We start from the raw sequence: 20373 nt of genomic DNA on the forward strand, positions 1-20373 counted from the left end.
GACGGACGGTCGTTGTCCCGACGGAAACCACCCGACGGACGGTCGTCGCGACGGAAGCCACCACGGTCGCCACCACGGTCATCGCGGTCACGGAAGGACGGACGGTCGTTGTCCCGACGGAAACCACCCGACGGACGGTCGTCGCGACGGAAGCCACCACGGTCGCCACCACGGTCATCGCGGTCACGGAACGACGGACGGTCGTTGTCCCGACGGAAACCACCGCGGTCACGGCGCTCGTAGTTGCCGCGCTCGTCGCGGGCCGGGCGCTCCTCGCGGCGCTGCTCCTCGCGGGCGGTGCGCTCGGCCTCGGCGGCGGCCTCGGCGACCTCGGCCTCGGCGGCCTCGGTGACCTCGGCGACCGCGCTCTCCGGGTCCTCACCGCGCTCGCGGGCGGCCTGCGCGACGAGGCGGTCGGCCTCCTCGCGGAGCTCGACGGCGCGGCGCTGGAGGCGCTCCAGCTGCTTGGTCAGGTCGACGACCTCGCGCTCGGCCTGCTTGGCCGAGTTGTTCGCCGAGTCGGCCTGGACCTCGGTCAGCGAACGGGCGCCGGTGATCTCGGCGACCTCGGGGTCGAAGGCGCCGGCGCCGCCGACGATGTGGCGCGTGGCGTCGACGCCCGCGTCCTCCATCAGGCGGAAGATCTGGCGGCGCTGGTGCGGCAGGGCCAGGGAGACCACGACACCGGAGCGGCCGGCGCGGGCGGTGCGGCCCGAGCGGTGCAGGTAGTCCTTGTGGTCGCCGGCCGGGTCCACGTTGAGGACCAGGTCGATGCCGTCGACGTGGATGCCGCGGGCGGCGACGTCGGTCGCGACGAGCGCGTTGACGTAGCCGTCCTTGAAGTCGGCCAGGGTGCGCGTACGGGCGCCCTGGGTCATGCCGCCGTGCAGGGCGTCGGCCTTCACACCGGCGTCGCGCAGCTGCTCCGCGATGCGGTCGGCGCCCAGCTGGGTGCGGACGAAGATGATGGTCCGGCCCTTGCGGGCGGCGATGGCGGCGGTGACCGGGGCCTTGTCCTTCGGCTTCACGACGAGGACGTGGTGGGTCATGGTCGTCACGGCGCCGGCCGAGGGGTCGACCTCGTGGGTGACGGGGTCGACCAGGTAGCGCTTGACCAGGCTGTCGATCTCGTTCTCCAGGGTGGCGGAGAAGAGCAGGCGCTGGCCGCCGGCCGGGACCTGGTCGAGCAGCTCGGTGACCTCGGGCAGGAAGCCCAGGTCGGCCATCTGGTCGGCCTCGTCGAGGACGGCGATCTGGACCTGCTCCAGGGAGCAGGCGCCGCGGTTGATGATGTCGCGCAGACGGCCCGGGGTGGCGACGAGGATGTCGACGCCGCGCTCCAGGGCGTAGATCTGGTTGCCCATCGACGTACCGCCGCAGACGACCTTCATGCGGAGGCCGAGCACGTCGCCGTAGGGCTGGAGGGCGTCCGCGACCTGCATCGCGAGCTCACGGGTCGGGGTGAGGATGACGCCGCGGGGCTTCTTCTTCTCGGTCTGGCCGCCGGCCAGGGTGGCGAGCAGCGGAAGGCCGAAGGAGAGGGTCTTGCCGGAGCCGGTGCGGCCGCGGCCCAGGATGTCCTTGCCGGCCAGGGCGTCCGGGATGGTCGCGGCCTGGATCGGGAAGGGGGTGGTCACACCGTTCTGCGCGAGCTTGCGGACGACGCCCTCGGGCAGACCCAGGTCACCGAAGGTGATCTCGGGGGTCGCGTCGGCGTCGTCGATGTCGTCGGCGTCGATGTCGTCGGCGTCGTCGAGCTCGTCGCTCAGGTCGGCCGCGTCCACGGCCTCGTCGGTGATTTCCGCGTCGTCGGCCAGCTCGACGATCTCGGTGATCTCGTCGTTCTCGGGCATGACGGTGTGGTCAGAACTGGAAATGGACATGCGAAATGCGAAACCTTCCGGAGTCTCGGCACGCGCCCGTCAACTCCGTGTTTCGCCTTAAGACCGCCTCAATGCGGTCAGCCACGGCAGGGGGAGAGTACGCGCCAGTCACGGCGCTCTTCGGTCGTGGCGCCGGGCAAATGGGATCAAACGATCTACCACCATACGCACTCCCCCCCACCCAAGGCAAGCCGAGGAGAGTGACCCCGGTCTCACACCGGGCTCACCTGCGGTGATGCCGCCGGTTCGGTGACCGTCCCGGCCGCTCGCACCCCGCCCAGCTGCGTCGCGGGTCCCTCACTCGGCGGATCGCTCGGGTTCGAGGTCGGCTCGGGAGTGGGCTCCGGCGTCGGCTCCTGGGTCGGCTCCGGAGTCGGGGTCGGCTCCGGCGTCGGCTCCGGCGAGGGGGTGCCCCCGCCGCCGCCCGGCGCGCCCCCGGCCTCTCCGCCGGTCCCGCCCGTACCCCCGCCGTCCCCGCCCGCGCCGCCGCTCCCGCCGGCTCCGCCCGCGTCCCCGCCGCCCGCGCCCCCGGCGGCGCCGCCCGCCCCGTCCTGGCCGCCGGCGGCCGCGCCGCCTTCGGGGTGCGTCCCGGAGGGCTCGGAGGCGCCGGGCTCGCCCGGCTCCGGGGGCTTCGCGCCCTCGGAGGGCGAGGCGGAGGAGGAGGGCGAACCGCTCGGCACCGGGGACCTGCCGTCCCCGCCGGCCGCGCCGGGGCCGCCGGGCCGCTCGCCGCGACCGCCGCCGTACACCCCGCCGCCGTCCGGCTCACCGGTGCCGCCGCCGTCCGGCTCGGCCGAGGCCCCCGGCTTTCCCCCGCTCGCTCCGGGCGCCGGGCGGGCGCTCTCGTCGCCGACACTCATACAGCCGCTCAGACCGGCGCACGCGGCGACCGCGAGGGCGGCGGCGGCCCATCGAACGCGGGTGGGGAAATGGCGCACGGAGGCACCTCCAGGACACAGAATGCGGGGAAGGAACGCGTCTCCCTGCCCAACTCCCCAGCCGCCGCAAGGGACACGGCACGACGACCCCTTGTTCGACCCGACCTCCGCCGGTGGCCGGAAACCGAGGATCAGCCGTAGCCCAGCGCGTGCAGCCGCTCGTCGTCGATGCCGAAGTGGTGGGCGATCTCGTGGACCACGGTGATCTCGGTCTCGGCCACGACGTCCTCGCGGGACTCGCACATCCGCAGCGTCGGCCCCCGGTAGATCGTGATCCGGTCGGGCAGCACGCCCGCGTACCACTCGCCCCGCTCGGTCAGCGGCGTCCCCTCGTAGAGCCCGAGCAGCTCGGGATCGTCCGGAGAGGGCTCGTCCTCCACGAACACCGCCACGTTGTCCATCAGCCGCGTCAGCTCCGGCGGGATCCGGTCCAGGGCCTCGCCGACAAGCTCTTCGAACTCCTCGCGCGTCATCTCCAGCACAGGCCCATTCTCCCCTCCCCGGAAACCGTTTTGGCGATACCGCCCGCCATCCCATATGCTTCTCACGTCCCCGACGCGCTGATGAAGCGCCAGGTGGGGCCGTTAGCCCTCATCGTCTAGTGGCCCAGGACGCCGCCCTTTCAAGGCGGTAGCACGGGTTCGAATCCCGTTGGGGGCACGCACAACCGTGTGCGAGACTAGTGCTCGTACACAAGCAAGGCTCTGTGGAGCAGTTGGTTAGCTCGCCACCCTGTCAAGGTGGAGGTCGCGGGTTCAAGTCCCGTCAGAGTCGCCGAAGCTGGAAACAGCTTCGTGGCTGGGTAGCTCAGTTGGTACGAGCGATCGCCTGAAAAGCGATAGGTCGCCGGTTCGACCCCGGCCCCAGCCACAGTGAGAAGGGCCCCGTTCGAAAGAACGGGGCCCTTCCTGTTTTCCGGCCACGGCCACCGGTCGCCGGGCGCGGCTCCCGCCACTCCGGCCACCGGCCGCCGGCGCGGCTCCCCGCCACCCCGGCGGCCGGGTGCGTCCGGCCTACTCCGGCTGCCGCGTACGGCCCCGGCCCCGGCTCCGCACCGCCGCCACGAGCCCCGCCACCGCGACGACCCCGGCCAGCAGCGCCCAGTCCGGCACCGCGCGGCCCCACTCGGCCACCCGCTGCTCCACGGCGAAGGAGTCGTCCACCGAGAGCAGCCCCGGCAGCGCCGTCGTCCCGTCGAAGACCAGGAACAGCGTCCCGAGCGCCACGAAGAAGAGACCCGACGCCAGCGAGGTCGAGTGGACCTCGAAGCGCCCGATCCGCAGCGGACGGCCGCGCAGCCAGCGCCGCCGCCCCAGGTCGTACCGCTCCCACAGCAGCGCGAGCACGAACAGCGGCACCGCCATGCCGAGCGCGTAGACCGCCAGCAGCAGACCGCCGTACGCCGGGCTGCCGCTCAGCGCCGCCACCGTCAGGACGCTGCCGAGGATGGGCCCCGCGCAGAAGCCGGCCAGGCCGTAGACCAGCCCCAGGGCGTAGACCGAGACCGCCGAGGTGGGCCGGATGCGGCCGCTCGCCTCCGCCATCCGGCGCGAGGCGAAGCCCAGGCCCAGGATCTGCAGGACGCCGAGCCCGATGATCAGCCAGCCGCCGGCGGCGACCAGCAGGTCCCGGTGGCCGTAGAAGAAGCGTCCCGCGAGCGAGCCCGCGGCGCCCAGCGGCACGAGGGTGGTGGCGAGGCCCGCGTAGAGGATCGCGGTCCGCGCCACCAGCCTCGCCCGGCTCTCGATCGAGTACGCGAAGAAGGCCGGCAGCAGCAGGGCGCTGCACGGGCTGAGAAGGGCGAGGAGGCCGCCGAGGAAGGCCGCGAAGTAGCCGATCCCGGAGGTCACCGGCCGGCCTTCGCCGAGGTACGGGTCTTCTCCGCCGCCGCCTCGATCGCCTCCGTGAAGGTCTCCAGGGGCTGGGCGCCCGCGATCGGCCGGCCGTTGACCAGGAAGGAGGGGGTGGAGGAGGCCCCGAGCTCGTACCCCTGCTCCTGGTCCTTCCGTACGGCCTCGCGGGCCGCCCCGCTCTCGCTGTCCCGGGCGAACCGGGCCAGGTCGGGCACGCCCGCCTCCGTCGCGAGGGCCCGCAGCCGCTCCGCGCCGAAGCCCTTCTCCTTGGCCCCCTCCGCGTACGCCGCCTTGTGGAACTGCCAGAAGCGGCCCTGCTCCCCGGCGGCCCAGGAGGCGCGGGCCACCGCCTCGGACTCCTCGCCGAAGATCGGGAAGTTCCGCCACTCGATGCGCAGGGTGCCGTTCTCGACGTACTTCTCCACCAGGGCCGGCTCGGTGTCCCGGGCGAACTTCCCGCAGTAGCCGCACTTGAAGTCGGCGTACTCGACCAGCACGACCGGCGCGTCGGCGCGGCCCAGGGCGAGCCCGTCGGACGCGTCCCGGCGGGCGTACTTCTCCAGCTGCTCGTACACCCCCGCCTCCGGGTCGGCGGAGACCTCCGCGACGGACGGGGAACCGGAGGCGGACGGGTCGGCCGGCTTGGTGGCGGTGTACGAGACGAGGCCGAGCAGCGCGGCGGCGACGGCCACGCCCGCGACGACCAGTACGGGGCGGGTCCTGGAGGAGGACTGAGGGCTGGACATGGGGTGCACTCTAGACACGGGCCGGGAACACTCCGTGAGCAAGGGGCCCAAGCCACCGCAATCCGGCCGTCAGGACGCTCGTAAATCGGTTCGCCGCTTCTCGGCCGCAGGTGCGATCCTGGATTCCGTATGTCTACTTCCTTCGCCGCCCTCCAGTCCGTCCTGGCCGAGGTCTCGCTGCGGGACTCCCACCGGCTCGGCCGCCGTCTCGAAGGCGCCCGCCGCATCCGCAAGCCCGAGGCCCGCGAGGCCGTCCTGGACGAGATCGCCGCAGAGGCGACCAAGGCCAAGGAGCGCGTCGACGGGCACGCCGCCCGCGTGCCCGCCGTCACCTACCCCGAGCAGCTCCCGGTCTCGCAGAAGAAGGACGAGATCCTGGAGGCGATACGCGACCACCAGGTCGTGATCGTCGCCGGTGAGACCGGCTCCGGAAAGACCACCCAGATCCCGAAGATCTGTCTGGAGCTGGGCCGGGGCGTCCGGGGCATGATCGGGCACACCCAGCCCCGCCGGATCGCCGCCCGCACGGTCGCCGAGCGGGTCGCCGAGGAGCTGCGCACCCCGCTCGGGGAGGCCGTCGGCTGGAAGGTGCGCTTCACCGACCAGGTGAACCCCGACGCGACCTTCGTGAAGCTGATGACGGACGGCATCCTGCTCGCCGAGATCCAGACGGACCGCGAGCTGCGCGCGTACGACACGATCATCATCGACGAGGCCCACGAGCGGTCCCTCAACATCGACTTCCTGCTCGGCTACCTGGCCCAGCTGCTCCCCCGGCGCCCCGACCTCAAGGTCGTCATCACCTCCGCGACCATCGACCCGGAGCGCTTCTCCCGCCACTTCGGCGACGCCCCGATCGTCGAGGTCAGCGGCCGTACGTACCCGGTGGAGGTCCGCTACCGACCGCTCCTGGAGGAGGACTCCGAGGAGTCGGACCGGGACCAGATCACCGCGATCTGCGACGCCGTCGACGAGCTGCAGAAGGAGGGCCCGGGCGACGTCCTGGTCTTCCTCTCCGGCGAGCGCGAGATCCGCGACACCGCGGACGCGCTCACCAGGAGGAACCTCTTCGACACGGAGATCCTGCCGCTCTACGCCCGGCTCTCGCACGCCGAGCAGCACCGCGTCTTCCAGGCGCACTCCGGCCGCCGGATCGTCCTCGCGACCAACGTCGCCGAGACCTCGCTGACCGTCCCCGGCATCAAGTACGTGATCGACCCGGGCACCGCCCGCATCTCGCGCTACTCCCACCGCACCAAGGTCCAGCGCCTCCCCATCGAGGCGGTCTCGCAGGCCAGCGCCAACCAGCGCAAGGGCCGCTGCGGCCGTACCTCGGACGGCATCTGCATCCGGCTGTACTCCGAGGACGACTTCCTCACCCGGCCGGAGTTCACGGACGCCGAGATCCTCCGCACGAACCTGGCCTCCGTCATCCTCCAGATGACCGCCGCCGGCCTCGGCGACATCGAGAAGTTCCCCTTCATCGACCCGCCGGACCACCGCAACATCCGGGACGGCGTCCAGCTCCTCCAGGAGCTCGGGGCCCTGAACCCGGCGGAGAAGGACCCGAAGAAGCGCCTCACCGAGCAGGGCCGGAAGCTCTCCCAGCTGCCCGTCGACCCCCGCCTGGCCCGGATGGTCCTGGAGGCCGACCGGAACGGCTGCGCCCGCGAGGTCATGGTGATCGCGGCCGCGCTCTCCATCCAGGACCCGCGCGAGCGGCCCTCCGACAAGCAGGCCCAGGCCGACCAGCAGCACGCCCGCTTCAAGGACGAGACCAGCGACTTCCTCGCCTTCCTCAACCTGTGGCGGTACGTCCGCGAGCAGCAGAAGGAGCGCGGCTCGTCCTCCTTCCGCCGGATGTGCAAGCAGGAGTACCTGAACTTCCTGCGCATCCGCGAGTGGCAGGACATCTACACCCAGCTGCGGACGGTCGCCAAGCAGATGGGGATCCACCTCAGCGAGGAGGACGCCCCGGAGCACTCCGTCCACGTCTCCCTCCTCTCCGGCCTCCTCAGCCACGTCGGCCTGAAGGACGTGAAGGAGTCCAAGGAGGGCGGTGGCCGGGACCCGAAGCGCGAGGGCACCCGGAACGAGTACCTCGGCGCCCGGAACGCCAAGTTCGCGATCTTCCCCGGCTCGGCGCTCTTCAAGAAGCCCCCGCGGATGGTGATGTCCGCCGAGCTGGTGGAGACCTCCCGGCTCTGGGCGCGGGTGAACGCCCGGATCGAGCCCGAGTGGATCGAGCCGCTCGCCCAGCACCTGGTGAAGAAGACGTACAGCGAGCCGCACTGGGAGAAGGACCAGGCGGCCGTGATGGCGTTCGAGAAGGTGACCCTGTACGGCGTCCCGATCGTCGCCGACCGCAAGGTCAACTACGGCCGGATCGACCCCGAGGTCTCCCGCGAGCTCTTCATCCGCAACGCCCTGGTGGAGGGCGACTGGCGCACCCACCACAAGTTCTTCGCCGACAACCGCAAGCTGCTCACCGAGGTCGAGGAGCTGGAGCACCGCGCCCGGCGCCGGGACATCCTCGTCGACGACGAGACGCTCTTCGACTTCTACGACAAGCGGATCCCCGAACACGTCGTGTCCGGCGCCCACTTCGACTCGTGGTGGAAGCACAAGCGCCACGAGGCGCCGGAGTTCCTCGACTTCGAGCGCGAGATGCTCATCAACGAGAAGGCCGGGGCCGTCACCAAGGACGACTACCCGGACTCGTGGCGGCAGGGCGCGCTGAAGTTCCGGGTGACGTACCAGTTCGAACCGGGCGCGGACGCGGACGGCGTGACCGTCCACGTGCCGCTCCAGGTGCTGAACCAGGTGACGGACGAGGGCTTCGACTGGCAGATCCCGGGCCTTCGGGAGGAGGTCGTCACCGAGCTGATCCGCTCGCTCCCGAAGCCGATCCGCCGCCACTACGTGCCCGCGCCGAACTACGCCGGCCGGTTCCTGGACGCGGTCGTGCCGGTCCAGGAGCCGCTGACGACGGCGCTGGCGCGCGAGCTCCAGCGGATGGTCGGCGTCCCGCTGACGCCGGAGGACTTCGACTGGGCGAAGGTTCCCGAGCACCTCAAGATCACCTTCCGGATCGTCGACGAGCGGCGCCGGAAGCTGGCCGAGGACAAGGACCTGGAGACGCTGCGCCTGAAGCTGCGCCCCAAGGCCCGCCAGGCGCTCTCCAAGGCCGCCCAGGCGGCCACGGCGGGCCCGGACGGCTCCGGGCCCTCGCTGGAGCGCGCGGGGCTGCGGGAGTGGACGATCGGGACGCTCACGCGGGTCTTCGAGACCAAGCGGGGCGGGCAGCCGGTGAAGGCGTATCCGGCGCTGGTCGACGAGGGCGACTCCGTCGCCGTACGGCTCTTCGACTCGGAGGCCGAGCAGGCGCAGGCGATGTGGCGGGGCACCCGGAAGCTGATCATGCTGAACATCCCGGTGAACCCGGCGAAGTTCGCCTCCGACAAGCTGACCAACCAGCAGAAGCTGGCCCTGTCGGCCAACCCGCACGGCTCGATCCAGGCCCTCTTCGACGACTGCGCCACCGCCGCCGCCGACCGGCTGATCGCGGACCACGGCGGCCCGGCGTGGGACGAGGAGTCCTTCCGGAAGCTGTACGACAAGGTCCGCGCCGACCTGGTGGAGCTGACCATCCGCACCGTGGGCCAGGTCCAGCAGGTCCTGGCGGCCTGGCAGGCGTGCGAGCGGCGCCTGAAGGCCACCACGAGCCCCGCCCTGCTGCCTAACCTCCAGGACGTGCGGACGCAGCTCTCCTGGCTCGTGCCGGCCGGTTTCGTGACCCGGACGGGCCTCAAGCGGCTGCCGGACCTGATGCGCTACCTGGTGGCGGTGGACCGGCGGCTCCAGCAGATGCCGACCGGGGTCCAGCGGGACACCACCCGGATGGAGAAGGTCCACGAGATGCTCGACGAGTACGCGTGGCTCCTGGAGCAGTTGCCGAAGGGCCGGCCGGTGCCGGCCGAGGTCACGGACATCCGCTGGATGATCGAGGAGCTGCGGGTGAGCTACTTCGCGCACGCGCTGGGCACGGCCCATCCGGTGTCGGACAAGCGGATCGTGAAGGCCATCGACGCCGCCGTGCCGGGCCCGGCACGGTAGGAGTCGCGGTCGCGGGCCGCCCGCCGGTGGTGAGTTCGACCAGACCGCTGACCTGCTGTACAGTTCTTCTCGCAGCCAAGGAAGACCGGCTGCGAGGGCTCTGTGGAGCAGTTGGTTAGCTCGCCACCCTGTCAAGGTGGAGGTCGCGGGTTCAAGTCCCGTCAGAGTCGCTTCGGTAGAAGGCCCGCATCATCTCGATGCGGGCCTTCTTCGTGTGCCGACGCATGTTCCGGCTCCACCCGAACGGGGGACCTTAGTCCCACGGGCCGGTGACCAACGGCGGCTTGGGAGACGATCCCCGGGTGGCAGGCTGTTCAGTGGCAAGCCTTCGGCAGTGTGACGGGAGTCACTGAAAGTCGTTCAGGAACCCCTTCATTTACACCGCCCCTACAACGGCTCAATTTAATATGTGCAATTGCACCCACGTGCGACCGGTGGGCCGGGCACAAAAAAGACGATCGCGCCGGACCCGGCGGAGTCCAGCGCGATCGTTGACGGTGGCCTGTTGGGGCAGGAACCGCCGGCAGAGCTGTGGGGCGTGCGACCGGATTGGGGGACCCGGACGCGCCCGGTACTACGGGGTGTTGCGTGTCTTGCGGCTGTCGCCGAAGCCTCAGGCCTCGCTGCGCTGCTGCGGAATGCCCGCCAGCAGAGCGCGAACCTCGGCCTCGCGGTAACGACGGTGCCCACCCAGGGTGCGGATGGACGTGAGCTTGCCGGCCTTGGCCCAGCGAGTCACCGTCTTCGGGTCCACGCGGAACATCGTGGCGACCTCGGCAGGGGTCAGCAGCGGCTCGGCATCAGGGGTGCGAGCGGTCATGAGCGGCCTCCTCGGGAGAACCGAACCTTCTCGGTTCTTTCCTCTAAATTCTGCACCTTGACCCGCCTTGCCCGAAATGGCAGAAGCGGGTCGAGTCGGTTATAGGACGAACGGCTTGTCCTCGGCACTACAACTACACCATCCGTCCAGCCACGTCGGCCAAACCGATGGAATTGCCCTCGCAGGTGTTCATCAGCGGCAGAAGTCGACCGACCATGCCATAACGGACAGTCACACCACTGTGACGATCAGTCACAGGGTGATCAGGAGTCCTCAGACCCCCCATAGAGTGCAATGCTGAGCGTTCCGCCCAAAGTTGGGCGGAAGGAACCCTCCCCGGACTCCTTGTCCTATTTTGGCACGAGGGTAGGTGATCGACGCAAGGGTGCGTTTAGTGCTGTCCGTCACGCTTGAGCCAAAGGCCCGGTTCAGGACCAACGTCCCGTCGGATCCGGACAGATCGATCCGGCCAACCACCTGAAGATCATTTACCCCGCCAGGGCATGTCTTGTCCATGCACACCTGACGAAGTTGCCCGTCCTATGTCAATTCGCGCGGCACGCGGGTCCCCCCGCGGCGTCAGTTCGCGTGACGCAGGTCCCTGACGGCCCGCCAGCGCTCCGCGAGCCGCGTGTACACCTCGCCCGCCGCCTCGTCGTCCCCCGCCCGCAGCGCCGCGAGCCCCTCCGCCACGTCCGCCGCCGAGCGGTCCCCCGCCAGCCGCTCCTCCCCCACCGCGTGCACGAGCCCGCCGTAGTCCAACTCCACGAGCGCCCGCGGATGGAACTCCTCCAGCCAGCGGCCCACGTCGACCAGACCCCGCGCCAGGGTCCCCTCGTCCACCGAGTCCCGCAGCGCGCGCAGCGCCCGGGCCAGCCGCCGCCGCGCCTGCGCCATCGTCGTCCGGTAGCGCAGCACCGGCGCCCGTCCCGCCGCCCGGTCCCCCGGCTCGTACACCCGCTCCTCGTCCCCGAAGAGCGCGAACCAGCGCAGCGGCACCTGCCACACCGCCGTCCTGATCCACGGGCGCGCGTCCGGGTTCCGCTCCAGCCACCGCTCGTGGTCCGCCGCCACCTGGTCCCGCACCACCGGCGGCAGCATCGCGTCCAGGACCGGCGCCGGGAGCCCGCTCTCCGCCACCAGGTCCCGCAGCGCCAGCCAGCCCCTCAGCCGGGTCCGCCAGGGGCAGATCACCACGACCCCGTCCAGGTGCGCCACGAAGGCCTCGCCGCTCTCGTGGACCGGCACGGGCACCGGCGGCACCGGCACCAGGTCCGCCAGCGAGCGCCGCAGCTCGTCCTGGGCCCCCGGGATGCCCGGCCGGCGGGCGTACCGCGACCAGTGGGTCCGCTCCGGCTCGGGGAACGCGGCCAGTGGCTCGTACACGCGCAGGTACGCGGCGTACGGGACGAGCAACGTGGAGTCGACCGACATGTCCCGATCCTTCCACGCGGGTACCCCGCGAGGGGGTGATCCGGCCCACTCCGCCCTTCCTACGGCCAGGTAGGACTTAATCTCATGGCGCAATGTGTCCTCCCCCACCCTCAGGGGGGACCTTCCGCCGCTTCGTACTTGGGAGTCACCACCGTGACCGCTGTATCCGACGGCGTCCTGCACACCCTGTTCCACTCGGAGCAGGGGGGACACGAGCAAGTCGTGCTCTGCCAGGACCGCGCCACCGGCCTCAAGGCCGTCATCGCCCTGCACAACACCGCCCTGGGCCCCGCCCTCGGCGGCACCCGCTTCTACCCGTACGCGACCGAGGCCGAGGCCGTCGCCGACGCCCTCAACCTCGCGCGCGGCATGTCGTACAAGAACGCCATGGCCGGGCTCGACCACGGCGGCGGCAAGGCCGTGATCATCGGCGACCCCGAGCAGATCAAGACCGAGGAACTGCTCCTCGCCTACGGCCGCTTCGTCGCCTCCCTCGGCGGCCGCTACGTCACGGCCTGCGACGTCGGCACCTACGTCGCCGACATGGACGTGGTGGCCCGGACCAACCGGTGGACCACCGGCCGCTCCCCCGAGAACGGCGGCGCCGGCGACTCCTCCGTCCTGACCGCCTTCGGCGTCTTCCAGGGCATGCGCGCCTCCGCCCAGCACCTGTGGGGCGACCCGTCCCTGCGCGGCCGGAAGGTCGGCGTCGCCGGCGTCGGCAAGGTCGGCCACTACCTCGTCGAGCACCTGCTCTCCGACGGGGCCGAGGTCGTCATCACCGACGTCCGCGAGGAGTCGGTGCGCCGGATCACCGACCGGTTCCCGCAGGTGCGGGTCGTCGCCGACACCGACGCCCTGATCCGCGTCGAGGGCCTCGACGTCTACGCGCCCTGTGCGCTCGGCGGCGCCCTGAACGACGCCACCGTCCCGGTCCTCACCGCGAAGGTGGTCTGCGGCGCGGCGAACAACCAGCTCGCCCACCCGGGCGTCGAGAAGGACCTGGAGGAGCGCGGCATCCTCTACGCCCCCGACTACGTGGTGAACGCCGGCGGCGTGATCCAGGTCGCCGACGAGCTGCACGGCTTCGACTTCGACCGCTGCAAGGCGAAGGCGACGAAGATCTTCGACACCACCCTGGAGATCTTCGCACGTGCGAAGGCGGACGGCATTCCGCCGGCCGCGGCCGCCGACCGCATCGCCGAGCAGCGGATGGCCGAGGCCCGGCGCGGCTGAGCCGTCGGGCTCACGGGGAGTGATCGGCCCGCCGTCCGCGAGACTTCGCTCACGCCGGTCGGCGGGTCGACCCCCCCAGAAGAGGTTAAAATCGCGATTGACCAGCGAGGTAAGGGCACCTCGATGGTTCTGTACCGGGGTATGTGATGCGCACGGCGTACCGTAGACCCGAGGAAACAGGTACCGTTGAAGCCCTACGGACCGGTCTCTCCACCGAGAGCCCGTTTCGCATCATGAACGCGTGTCAAGACTCTGGGGCCAGCGAGCCCCGTCACCGAGGGGGTCGAGCCATGGGGCGCGGCCGGGCAAAGGCCAAGCAGACCAAGGTCGCCCGCCAGCTGAAGTACAGCAGCGGCGGGACTGACCTGTCGCGTCTGGCCAATGAGCTGGGCGCTTCGACTTCGAGCCAGCCGCCGAATGGCGAGCCGTTCGAGGACGACGACGAGGAAGACGACCCGTACGCGCAGTACGCGGATCTCTACAACACGGACGACGAGGACGAGGACGACGAGTCCGGTCCGCAGTCGTCCCGGCGTCGCGCTTGACCTTCTGAACGCCGGAACTCGGTTCAGGGACACCCTGGACCGAGTTTTCGTGCTGCTCGGGGTCCGTCCTGCTCAGGGGCGGTGCGAGCGGCTCAGGGACACGAGGAAGGGGCACCCCGCCCGGCGGGGTGCCCCTTCTTCCGTACGTCCGGTGACTACTTCGCGTAGTCGCCGACCAGCTCCGCGCCGGAGTTCTTGTCGCCGCGCTCGGTGATCTCGCCGGCGACCCAGGCGTCGAGCCCCCGGTCGGCCAGCGTGGCGAGGGCGGCGTCGACCGACTCGGCGGGGACGACGGCCATCATGCCGACGCCCATGTTGAGGGTCTTCTCCAGCTCCAGGCGCTCGACCCGGCCGGCGGTGCCGACGAGGTCGAAGATCGCGCCCGGGGCCCAGGTGGAGCGGTCCACGGTGGCGTGCAGGCCGTCCGGCACCACCCGGGCGAGGTTGGCCGCGAGGCCGCCGCCGGTGATGTGGCTGAAGGCGTGCACCTCGGTGGTCCGGGTGAGCGCCAGGCAGTCCAGCGAGTAGATCCTCGTGGGCTCCAGGAGCTCCTCGCCGAGGGTCCGGCCCAGCTCCTCGACCTGCTGGTCGAGCCGCATGCCGGCGCGGTCGAAGACCACGTGCCGGACGAGCGAGTACCCGTTGGAGTGAAGCCCGGAGGAGGCCATGGCGATGACCGCGTCACCCGTACGGATGCGATCGGCGCCGAGCAGCCGGTCGTGCTCGACGACGCCGGTGCCCGCGCCGGCCACGTCGAAGTCGTCCGGGCCGAGGAGGCCCGGGTGCTCCGCCGTCTCGCCGCCGACCAGGGAGCAGCCGGCGAGGACGCAGCCCTCGGCGATGCCCTTGACGATGGAGGCGACCCGCTCCGGGTGGACCTTGCCCACGCAGATGTAGTCGGTCATGAAGAGCGGCTCGGCGCCGCAGACGACGATGTCGTCCATGACCATGGCCACCAGGTCGTGGCCGATGGTGTCGTACACGCCCATCTGGCGGGCGATGTCGACCTTCGTGCCGACGCCGTCGGTGGCCGAGGCCAGCAGCGGACGCTCGAAGCGCTTCAGGGCGGAGGCGTCGAAGAGGCCGGCGAAGCCGCCCAGGCCGCCGAGGCCGGCGACCTCGGGGCGCTGCGTCTTCTTCACCCACTCCTTCATGAGCTCGACGGCGCGGTCGCCCGCCTCGATGTCGACGCCCGCAGAGGCGTAGCTGGCACCAGTGGTCTCAGGCATGCTGAAGAACTTTCGTGTCGTGTACTGCGGGTGTGCAGCGGGGTCTCACGGACGGCGCAGGGCGTCGGCGGCCGCGGTCGCGGCGGGGCCGGCGGCCAGCTCCGTCTCCAGGAGCTGCTTGCCGAGCAGCTCGGGGTCCGGCAGCTCCATCGGGTACTCGCCGTCGAAGCAGGCCCGGCAGAGGTTGGGCTTCTGGATCGTGGTCGCCTCGATCATCCCGTCGATGGAGATGTACGAGAGCGAGTCCGCGCCCAGCGACTTGCCGATCTCCTCGATCGACATGCCGTTGGCGATCAGCTCCGCGCGGGTCGCGAAGTCGATGCCGAAGAAGCAGGGCCACTTCACCGGCGGCGAGGAGATCCGGATGTGGATCTCGGCCGCGCCGGCCTCGCGGAGCATCTTGACCAGGGCGCGCTGGGTGTTGCCGCGGACGATCGAGTCGTCGACGACCACCAGGCGCTTGCCCTTGATGACGTCCTTGAGGGGGTTCAGCTTCAGCCGGATGCCGAGCTGGCGGATGGTCTGCGAGGGCTGGATGAAGGTGCGCCCGACGTAGGCGTTCTTGACCAGGCCGGCGCCGAAGGGGATGCCGGAGGCCTCCGCGTAGCCGATGGCGGCGGGGGTGCCGGACTCGGGCGTCGCTATGACCAGGTCGGCCTCGACCGGGGCCTCCTTGGCGAGGCGGCGGCCCATCTCGACGCGGGAGAGGTACACGTTCCGGCCGGCGATGTCCGTGTCGGGACGGGCCAGGTACACGTACTCGAAGACACAGCCCTTCGGCTTCGCTTCTGCGAAGCGGGAGGTGCGGATGCCGTTCTCGTCGATGGCGATGAGCTCACCCGGCTCGACCTCGCGGACGAAGCTGGCGCCGCAGATGTCGAGGGCGGCGGACTCCGAGGCGACGACCCAGCCGCGCTCCAGCCGGCCGAGGACCAGCGGGCGGATGCCCTGCGGGTCACGGGCCGCGTAGAGCGTGTGCTCGTCCATGAAGACGAGGGAGAAGGCGCCCCGGACCTCGGGGAGGACCTTCGCGGCGGCCTGCTCGATGGTGAGCGGCTTGCCGTCCTCGTCCGCCTGGCCGGCGAGGAGCGCCGTGACCAGGTCGGTGTCGTTGGTGGCGGCGACCTGGGTGGCGCGGCCGTCCTTCTTGGGAAGGTCGGCGACCATCTCGGCCAGCTGCGCCGTGTTCACCAGGTTGCCGTTGTGTCCGAGCGCCAGCGACCCGTGGGCGGTGGCCCGGAAGGTCGGCTGGGCGTTCTCCCACACGGAGGCTCCGGTGGTCGAGTAGCGGGCGTGACCGACCGCGATATGACCCTGGAGGGAACCGAGCGAGGTCTCGTCGAAGACCTGGGAGACAAGCCCCATGTCCTTGAAGACGAGGATCTGGGAGCCGTTGCTGACCGCGATTCCCGCGGATTCCTGACCCCGATGCTGGAGGGCGTAGAGCCCGAAGTACGTGAGCTTTGCGACCTCTTCACCCGGAGCCCAGACACCGAAGACGCCACAAGCGTCCTGGGGGCCTTTCTCACCGGGAAGCAGGTCGTGATTGAGTCGACCGTCACCACGTGGCACGTCTTCGAGTCTAGGGGACCTCGACCACTGGTCCGAATTGGGGAAAGCGGCGGAGGCCCGCACCCGCGTCGGCTCGTACGATCGCACCAAAAGATCGTCGCCCACTTGGAGGCCCCTACAAGGCAGGCGGCGGAAGGGCTCCAGCCGTCCGGCCCCCCTCCGGGCAAGCGCTCGTACCACCCCGCACACGGCCCCGCGATGTGACGCAGAACGCACACACCTGCGGTTTCGCGAGCGTTTCGATCACGCGAACTACGCGCGTCAACCCACCGTGACGGCGTTGACGCCCCGCCCCCGCTCGACCAGGCTCCTGGCCCATGCAGCCGCCGCGTGACCACTCGGTCACCCTCGTCCAGCGCCGACACGTGGACCTCGTCCGTGTCACGAGCGCCGGCTGTCGCCGCGCCTGAACGCGGCCCCTTGCGCCGCCTTCCTCTCTTCTCCGCTCCCCCGCTCCGTCGCTCCCTCGCTCCGTCTGGAGATCCCGCATGCCCACGTCCCTGTCCCGCCGCGCCCTCGGCGGGGCCGCCGCCGGTGCCGCCGCCGCGGCCGCCCTCGGCGCCGGGCCCGCCGAGGCCTCCCCCGGCACCCCCGCCGCCGAACGGCCCTTCCGCGCCGCGCACCCGCGCCGCCACTCCCGCCGGCCGAACATCCTCTTCATCCTCGGCGACGACCTCGGCTGGGCCGACCTCTCCTCCTACGGCGCCCCGCACATCCGCACCCCGCACCTCGACCGGCTCGCGCGCGAAGGGGTGCGGTTCACCGACGCGTACTCCGGCTCCGCCACCTGCTCGCCCACCCGCTTCAGCCTCTACACCGGCCGCTACCCGGGCCGCACCAAGGGCGGCCTCGCCGAGCCCATCGCCGACAAGTCCGTCGGGCTGGAGCCCACCCACCCCACGCTCGCCTCGCTGCTGCGCGACTCCGGGTACGCCACCGCGCTCATCGGGAAGTGGCACTGCGGCTACCTCCCCGACTACTCCCCCACCAAGTCCGGCTGGGACGAGTTCTTCGGCAACTTCGGCGGCGCCCTGGAGTACTACTCCAAGCTCGGCCTCGGCGGCGAGTACGACCTCTACGAGGGCGACGCCGAGTACAAGGACCTCCGCTACTACACGCGGATCCTCACCGAGCGGGCGAGCGAGTACGTGAGCCGCGACCACGGGAAGCCGTGGCTGCTCAACCTCAACTTCACCACCCCGCACTGGCCGTGGATCGCCGACGGCGACGAGGAGGCGAGCGCCGAGATCGTCCGCCGCATCAAGGCCGGCGACCGCTCCGCCCTCTGGCACCAGGACGGCGGCTCGATCGAGAAGTACAAGGAGATGGTCGAGGACCTCGACCGCTCGATCGGACAGGTCCTGAAGGCCCTGAGGCGCTCCGGCCAGGAGCAGGACACCCTCGTCTTCTTCGCCAGCGACAACGGCGGCGAGCGCTTCTCCTACAACTGGCCGCTCGCCGGCAACAAGGGCTCCCTCCAGGAGGGCGGCATCCGCGTCCCCTCCGTCCTGCGCTGGCCGGCCCGGATCGACGGCGGCCAGGTCAGCGACCTGCCCGTGTACACGCCCGACTGGACGGCGACCCTCCTCGAACTCGCCGGAGCCCGCCCCCACCCCGCCTACCCCCTCGACGGCACCAGCCTCGCCGGACACCTGCTGCGCGGCGAGGACGTGCCCGAGCGGGACCTGTTCTGGCGGGTCCGGGGCGAGCGGGCGCTGCGCCGCGGCGACTGGAAGTACTACCGCGGCAAGTCCGGCCGCGACCAGCTCTTCCACCTCGCCGAGGACACCCGCGAGCAGGCCGACCGGGCGCCCTTCGAGCAGGCCCGGCTCGCCGCGCTGCGGGCCGCGTGGGAGGGGATCGACGCGCGGCTGCTCCGCTACTGAGCCGGCTCCGCCCGCGCGGTCAGGCCCTCGCCCGCGCCGTCGACGAGGGTCAGGGTCCGGTGCTCCAGCCGGTAGGAGAGGGGCCCGTCGAGAAGCTCGTACAGCTTCGTCTCCAGCTCCATCTGCGGGCCGGTGCACATCATCCGGGTCGTCGCGGCCGGGCCCTCGACGGTGAGGGTGCGGGCCTTCTCGTCGACCTTCGCGGTGGCGGAGAAGCCGTTGCAGCCGAGGTTGCCGGTGATCCGTCCGTCCGCGCCGACGACGAAGCGGGCCTTCTCCCCACTGCCCGCCGGGAGGGAGGCGGCGGTGTCGCCCGAGACCAGGCCGTCGACCTTCCAGCCGGTGCCCCGCAGCGGGACGGACGGCTCGGCGGTCAGCTCCACCTTCCGGGCGCCGTCGGAGGAGACGAGGGTGAGCGCGCCGTCCGAGAGAGTCCCCCTCAGCGGCCCGGTGAAGGCGGCCAGGAAGGCGGTCTCGAAGCGCTGCCGGTCGTCCGGGCACCCCATCTCCGTGACCTCCTCCGGGGAGACCGTCACGGTGGCACCGGCCACGGTGACGGCCGCGCCGAAGTGGTTGCAGCCGGTACTGCCCTGGGCGCGCTCCTTCCCGGTGAAGCCGACGCGGGCTCCCTCGGGGGCCTGCGAGCGGCTGCCGTCGACGGTGACCGCGCCGACGGTCCAGTGGGTGCCGGTCAGGGGGAGGTCGGGATCACCGGCTCCCGTGCCCCCGCCCTGGGCACAGGCGGTGAGCGTGACGAGCAGGACGGCTGCGGCGAGGGTGCTGCGCGGCTTCGGCATGCCGGTGGGACGCGGCGGGCCCGCTCCGGGTTCCCCGGCTCAGCCCATCAGCGGGAGCAGCCCCGCCAGATCGGCCCGCTCCCCGCTGGCGGCGACCCGGGCCGCGTCCAGCTCGGCGGCCCACTCCGTACGCCCGGTGGCCAGGCGGATCCAGGTCAGCGGGTCCGTCTCGACGACGTTCGGCGGGGTGCCCCGGGTGTGCCGGGGCCCCGCCACGCACTGCACCACCGCGAACGGCGGGATCCGGACCTCCACCGCGCCGCCGGGGGCCTTCGCCGCGAGCGCGTCGGCGAGCAGCCGGACGCAGGCGGCGAGGGCCTGCCGGTCGTGGGGGATCACCGTGCCGGTCGCGGCGGCGAGGTCGTCGGTGTGGACGACCAGTTCGACGGTCCGGGTGACCAGGTAGTCGGCGAGCGTCATGGCGCCGAAGCGGGTCGGCACGAGCCGCTCCCCGTCCGCGCCGGCGACCAGCTCCTCGTACCGGGCGCCGGTCCGCGCGTACAGCCCCGCCAGGTCGGCGGCGTCGAGTGCCCGGACGTCCTCGTCGATGCCGGCGGCGCCGGTCGCGGTGGCCAGGGGCCAGTCCGACAGGGCGAGTTCCCGCGCGGCCGGCTCGGGCCCTTCGAGCCCTCGCACGACCGCGCCGAGCGCCATCGTCAGGTGCGCGGCCAGCTCCCGCACCGTCCAGGTGCCGAGCCGCGTCGGCCGGTCGAGCTCCTCCGGCGACAGGGCGAGCACCGCGTCCCGTACGTGCCCGAACTGGGCGGAGACGGCGGCGCGCGTCCTGGCGGGGTCGTAACTGCGGGTGCGCTTCTTGGCCGGTGGCATGGGGGCGAGGGTAGTCGGAGACTGGAGGAGGAGGGGTTCCAGACAGCGCCTACCCGTACTGAGGGGTCGATGAGCCATGGCCGAGCACCCTGACGCCGCCCTCGTCCGCAAGGGCTACGAGGCTTTCTCCGCGGGCGACACGGAGACCCTGCGGTCGCTGATGACCTCGGACGCCACCCACCACTCGCCCGGCAGCAGCCGGATGTCCGGCCACTTCAAGGGCGCGGACAACGTCCTCGCCCACTACGGACAGCTGATGGAGCTGACCGGCGGCACCTTCCGGGTCGAGCTGAAGGGCGTCTACCCGGACGGCCGCGGCCACGTCATGTCCGTGCACCGGTGGCACGCCGACCGCGGCGACCGCGGCATCGAGATGGACGGCGGCCTCTTCTTCACCATCGTCGGCGGCAAGATGACCGACGTGGACGAGTGCGTCGCGGACATCGACGAGTCCGACGCCTTCTGGGGTCCCGCGGAGTGACACGCGAAC

At 71.4% G+C, this 20373-nt stretch carries 17 protein-coding genes and 4 tRNA genes; 10 read left to right on the forward strand and 11 right to left on the reverse strand.

Annotated elements, in window-relative coordinates; translation table 11 throughout:
- The 3 genes from ACFQ8C_RS17905 to ACFQ8C_RS17915 form a co-directional block, all read right to left on the reverse strand.
- Positions 1-1883 (reverse strand): DEAD/DEAH box helicase (locus ACFQ8C_RS17905; RefSeq protein WP_383458143.1); only part of this gene is annotated, 1883 nt, incomplete at its 3' end.
- A gap of 212 nt (positions 1884-2095) precedes the next feature.
- Positions 2096-2821, reverse strand: a complete 726-nt coding sequence (locus ACFQ8C_RS17910; protein ID WP_383458144.1) for a hypothetical protein — start codon at positions 2819-2821, stop codon at positions 2096-2098.
- 131 nt (positions 2822-2952) lie between these two features.
- The gene (locus ACFQ8C_RS17915) at positions 2953-3303 is read right to left on the reverse strand and encodes a metallopeptidase family protein (RefSeq protein WP_043224744.1); all 351 of its coding nucleotides are present in this window, start codon (positions 3301-3303) and stop codon (positions 2953-2955) included.
- A 105-nt stretch (positions 3304-3408) separates the two neighbouring features.
- Between ACFQ8C_RS17915 and ACFQ8C_RS17920 the strand changes: the two genes are divergently transcribed.
- The 3 genes from ACFQ8C_RS17920 (at position 3409) to ACFQ8C_RS17930 (ending at position 3691) form a co-directional block, all read left to right on the forward strand.
- Positions 3409-3481 (forward strand) — tRNA-Glu (locus ACFQ8C_RS17920).
- Positions 3482-3521: 40 nt separating this feature from the next.
- A tRNA-Asp gene (locus ACFQ8C_RS17925) sits at positions 3522-3595 on the forward strand.
- Between the two features lie 22 nt (positions 3596-3617).
- Positions 3618-3691, forward strand: a tRNA-Phe gene (locus ACFQ8C_RS17930).
- Positions 3692-3834: 143 nt separating this feature from the next.
- Here the strand turns inward: ACFQ8C_RS17930 and ACFQ8C_RS17935 are convergent.
- On the reverse strand, positions 3835-4671 hold the full coding sequence (locus ACFQ8C_RS17935; RefSeq protein ID WP_383458147.1) for a cytochrome c biogenesis CcdA family protein: 837 nt from the start codon (positions 4669-4671) through the stop codon (positions 3835-3837).
- Positions 4668-5420, reverse strand: a complete 753-nt coding sequence (locus tag ACFQ8C_RS17940) for a DsbA family protein (protein WP_383458149.1) — start codon at positions 5418-5420, stop codon at positions 4668-4670. The genes ACFQ8C_RS17935 and ACFQ8C_RS17940 overlap by 4 nt, the downstream gene beginning before the upstream one ends.
- Positions 5421-5549: 129 nt before the next feature.
- On the opposite strand from ACFQ8C_RS17940, the gene hrpA reads away from it, so the two are divergent.
- Together hrpA and ACFQ8C_RS17950 are read left to right on the forward strand one after the other, a co-directional pair.
- On the forward strand, positions 5550-9536 hold the full coding sequence (gene hrpA, locus ACFQ8C_RS17945) for an ATP-dependent RNA helicase HrpA (RefSeq protein WP_383458151.1): 3987 nt from the start codon (positions 5550-5552) through the stop codon (positions 9534-9536).
- Positions 9537-9632: 96 nt separating this feature from the next.
- Positions 9633-9706, forward strand: a tRNA-Asp gene (locus ACFQ8C_RS17950).
- Between the two features lie 443 nt (positions 9707-10149).
- Here the strand turns inward: ACFQ8C_RS17950 and bldC are convergent.
- Both bldC and ACFQ8C_RS17960 read right to left on the reverse strand, forming a co-directional pair.
- A complete protein-coding gene (gene bldC, locus ACFQ8C_RS17955; protein ID WP_003949541.1) occupies positions 10150-10356 on the reverse strand; it encodes a developmental transcriptional regulator BldC in 207 nt (68 codons plus the stop codon).
- Positions 10357-10935: 579 nt separating this feature from the next.
- Complete coding sequence (locus ACFQ8C_RS17960; protein ID WP_383458153.1) at positions 10936-11790, reverse strand: hypothetical protein; 855 nt, start codon at positions 11788-11790, stop codon at positions 10936-10938.
- 153 nt (positions 11791-11943) lie between these two features.
- On the opposite strand from ACFQ8C_RS17960, the gene ACFQ8C_RS17965 reads away from it, so the two are divergent.
- Both ACFQ8C_RS17965 and ACFQ8C_RS17970 read left to right on the forward strand, forming a co-directional pair.
- On the forward strand, positions 11944-13026 hold the full coding sequence (locus ACFQ8C_RS17965; RefSeq protein ID WP_383458156.1) for a Leu/Phe/Val dehydrogenase: 1083 nt from the start codon (positions 11944-11946) through the stop codon (positions 13024-13026).
- Positions 13027-13316: 290 nt separating this feature from the next.
- The gene (locus ACFQ8C_RS17970; RefSeq protein ID WP_189852480.1) at positions 13317-13571 is read left to right on the forward strand and encodes a DUF3073 domain-containing protein; all 255 of its coding nucleotides are present in this window, start codon (positions 13317-13319) and stop codon (positions 13569-13571) included.
- 155 nt (positions 13572-13726) lie between these two features.
- Here the strand turns inward: ACFQ8C_RS17970 and purM are convergent, their stop codons facing one another.
- On the reverse strand, positions 13727-14800 hold the full coding sequence (purM, locus tag ACFQ8C_RS17975) for a phosphoribosylformylglycinamidine cyclo-ligase (RefSeq protein WP_383458157.1): 1074 nt from the start codon (positions 14798-14800) through the stop codon (positions 13727-13729).
- A 45-nt stretch (positions 14801-14845) separates the two neighbouring features.
- Entirely contained in the window at positions 14846-16372 is a 1527-nt protein-coding gene (purF, locus tag ACFQ8C_RS17980; RefSeq protein ID WP_383458160.1) for an amidophosphoribosyltransferase, read from the reverse strand.
- Between the two features lie 317 nt (positions 16373-16689).
- Between purF and ACFQ8C_RS17985 the strand changes: the two genes are divergently transcribed.
- Both ACFQ8C_RS17985 and ACFQ8C_RS17990 read left to right on the forward strand, forming a co-directional pair.
- Entirely contained in the window at positions 16690-16782 is a 93-nt protein-coding gene (locus tag ACFQ8C_RS17985) for a putative leader peptide (protein WP_383458163.1), read from the forward strand.
- A gap of 78 nt (positions 16783-16860) precedes the next feature.
- Positions 16861-18258, forward strand: a complete 1398-nt coding sequence (locus ACFQ8C_RS17990) for a sulfatase (RefSeq protein ID WP_383458166.1) — start codon at positions 16861-16863, stop codon at positions 18256-18258.
- Here ACFQ8C_RS17990 and ACFQ8C_RS17995 read toward each other — a convergent pair.
- Both ACFQ8C_RS17995 and ACFQ8C_RS18000 read right to left on the reverse strand, forming a co-directional pair.
- Positions 18252-19055: an META domain-containing protein gene (locus ACFQ8C_RS17995; RefSeq protein WP_383458168.1), complete on the reverse strand. Its 804-nt coding sequence runs from the start codon at positions 19053-19055 to the stop codon at positions 18252-18254. The two genes, ACFQ8C_RS17990 and ACFQ8C_RS17995, sit on opposite strands and share 7 nt — an antisense overlap.
- 39 nt (positions 19056-19094) lie before the next feature.
- Positions 19095-19883: a sterol carrier family protein gene (locus ACFQ8C_RS18000; protein WP_383458172.1), complete on the reverse strand. Its 789-nt coding sequence runs from the start codon at positions 19881-19883 to the stop codon at positions 19095-19097.
- 76 nt (positions 19884-19959) lie between these two features.
- On the opposite strand from ACFQ8C_RS18000, the gene ACFQ8C_RS18005 reads away from it, so the two are divergent.
- Complete coding sequence (locus ACFQ8C_RS18005) at positions 19960-20364, forward strand: nuclear transport factor 2 family protein (RefSeq protein ID WP_383458173.1); 405 nt, start codon at positions 19960-19962, stop codon at positions 20362-20364.
- The last annotated feature ends 9 nt before the right edge of the window (positions 20365-20373 follow it).

The sequence above is a fragment of the Streptomyces sp. NPDC056503 genome (assembly GCF_042794995.1).
GTDB lineage: Bacteria > Actinomycetota > Actinomycetes > Streptomycetales > Streptomycetaceae > Streptomyces.

Coding starts and splice junctions, on each gene's coding strand:
- ACFQ8C_RS17940 (WP_383458149.1), bottom strand. CDS start 5,420: ATGTCCAGCCCTCAGTCCTCCTCCAGGACCCGCCCCGTACTGGTCGTC.
- hrpA (WP_383458151.1), top strand. CDS start 5,550: ATGTCTACTTCCTTCGCCGCCCTCCAGTCCGTCCTGGCCGAGGTCTCG.
- bldC (WP_003949541.1), bottom strand. CDS start 10,356: ATGACCGCTCGCACCCCTGATGCCGAGCCGCTGCTGACCCCTGCCGAG.
- ACFQ8C_RS17960 (WP_383458153.1), bottom strand. CDS start 11,790: ATGTCGGTCGACTCCACGTTGCTCGTCCCGTACGCCGCGTACCTGCGC.
- ACFQ8C_RS17970 (WP_189852480.1), top strand. CDS start 13,317: ATGGGGCGCGGCCGGGCAAAGGCCAAGCAGACCAAGGTCGCCCGCCAG.
- purM (WP_383458157.1), bottom strand. CDS start 14,800: ATGCCTGAGACCACTGGTGCCAGCTACGCCTCTGCGGGCGTCGACATC.
- ACFQ8C_RS17985 (WP_383458163.1), top strand. CDS start 16,690: ATGCAGCCGCCGCGTGACCACTCGGTCACCCTCGTCCAGCGCCGACAC.
- ACFQ8C_RS17990 (WP_383458166.1), top strand. CDS start 16,861: ATGCCCACGTCCCTGTCCCGCCGCGCCCTCGGCGGGGCCGCCGCCGGT.
- ACFQ8C_RS17995 (WP_383458168.1), bottom strand. CDS start 19,055: ATGCCGAAGCCGCGCAGCACCCTCGCCGCAGCCGTCCTGCTCGTCACG.
- ACFQ8C_RS18000 (WP_383458172.1), bottom strand. CDS start 19,883: ATGCCACCGGCCAAGAAGCGCACCCGCAGTTACGACCCCGCCAGGACG.
- ACFQ8C_RS18005 (WP_383458173.1), top strand. CDS start 19,960: ATGGCCGAGCACCCTGACGCCGCCCTCGTCCGCAAGGGCTACGAGGCT.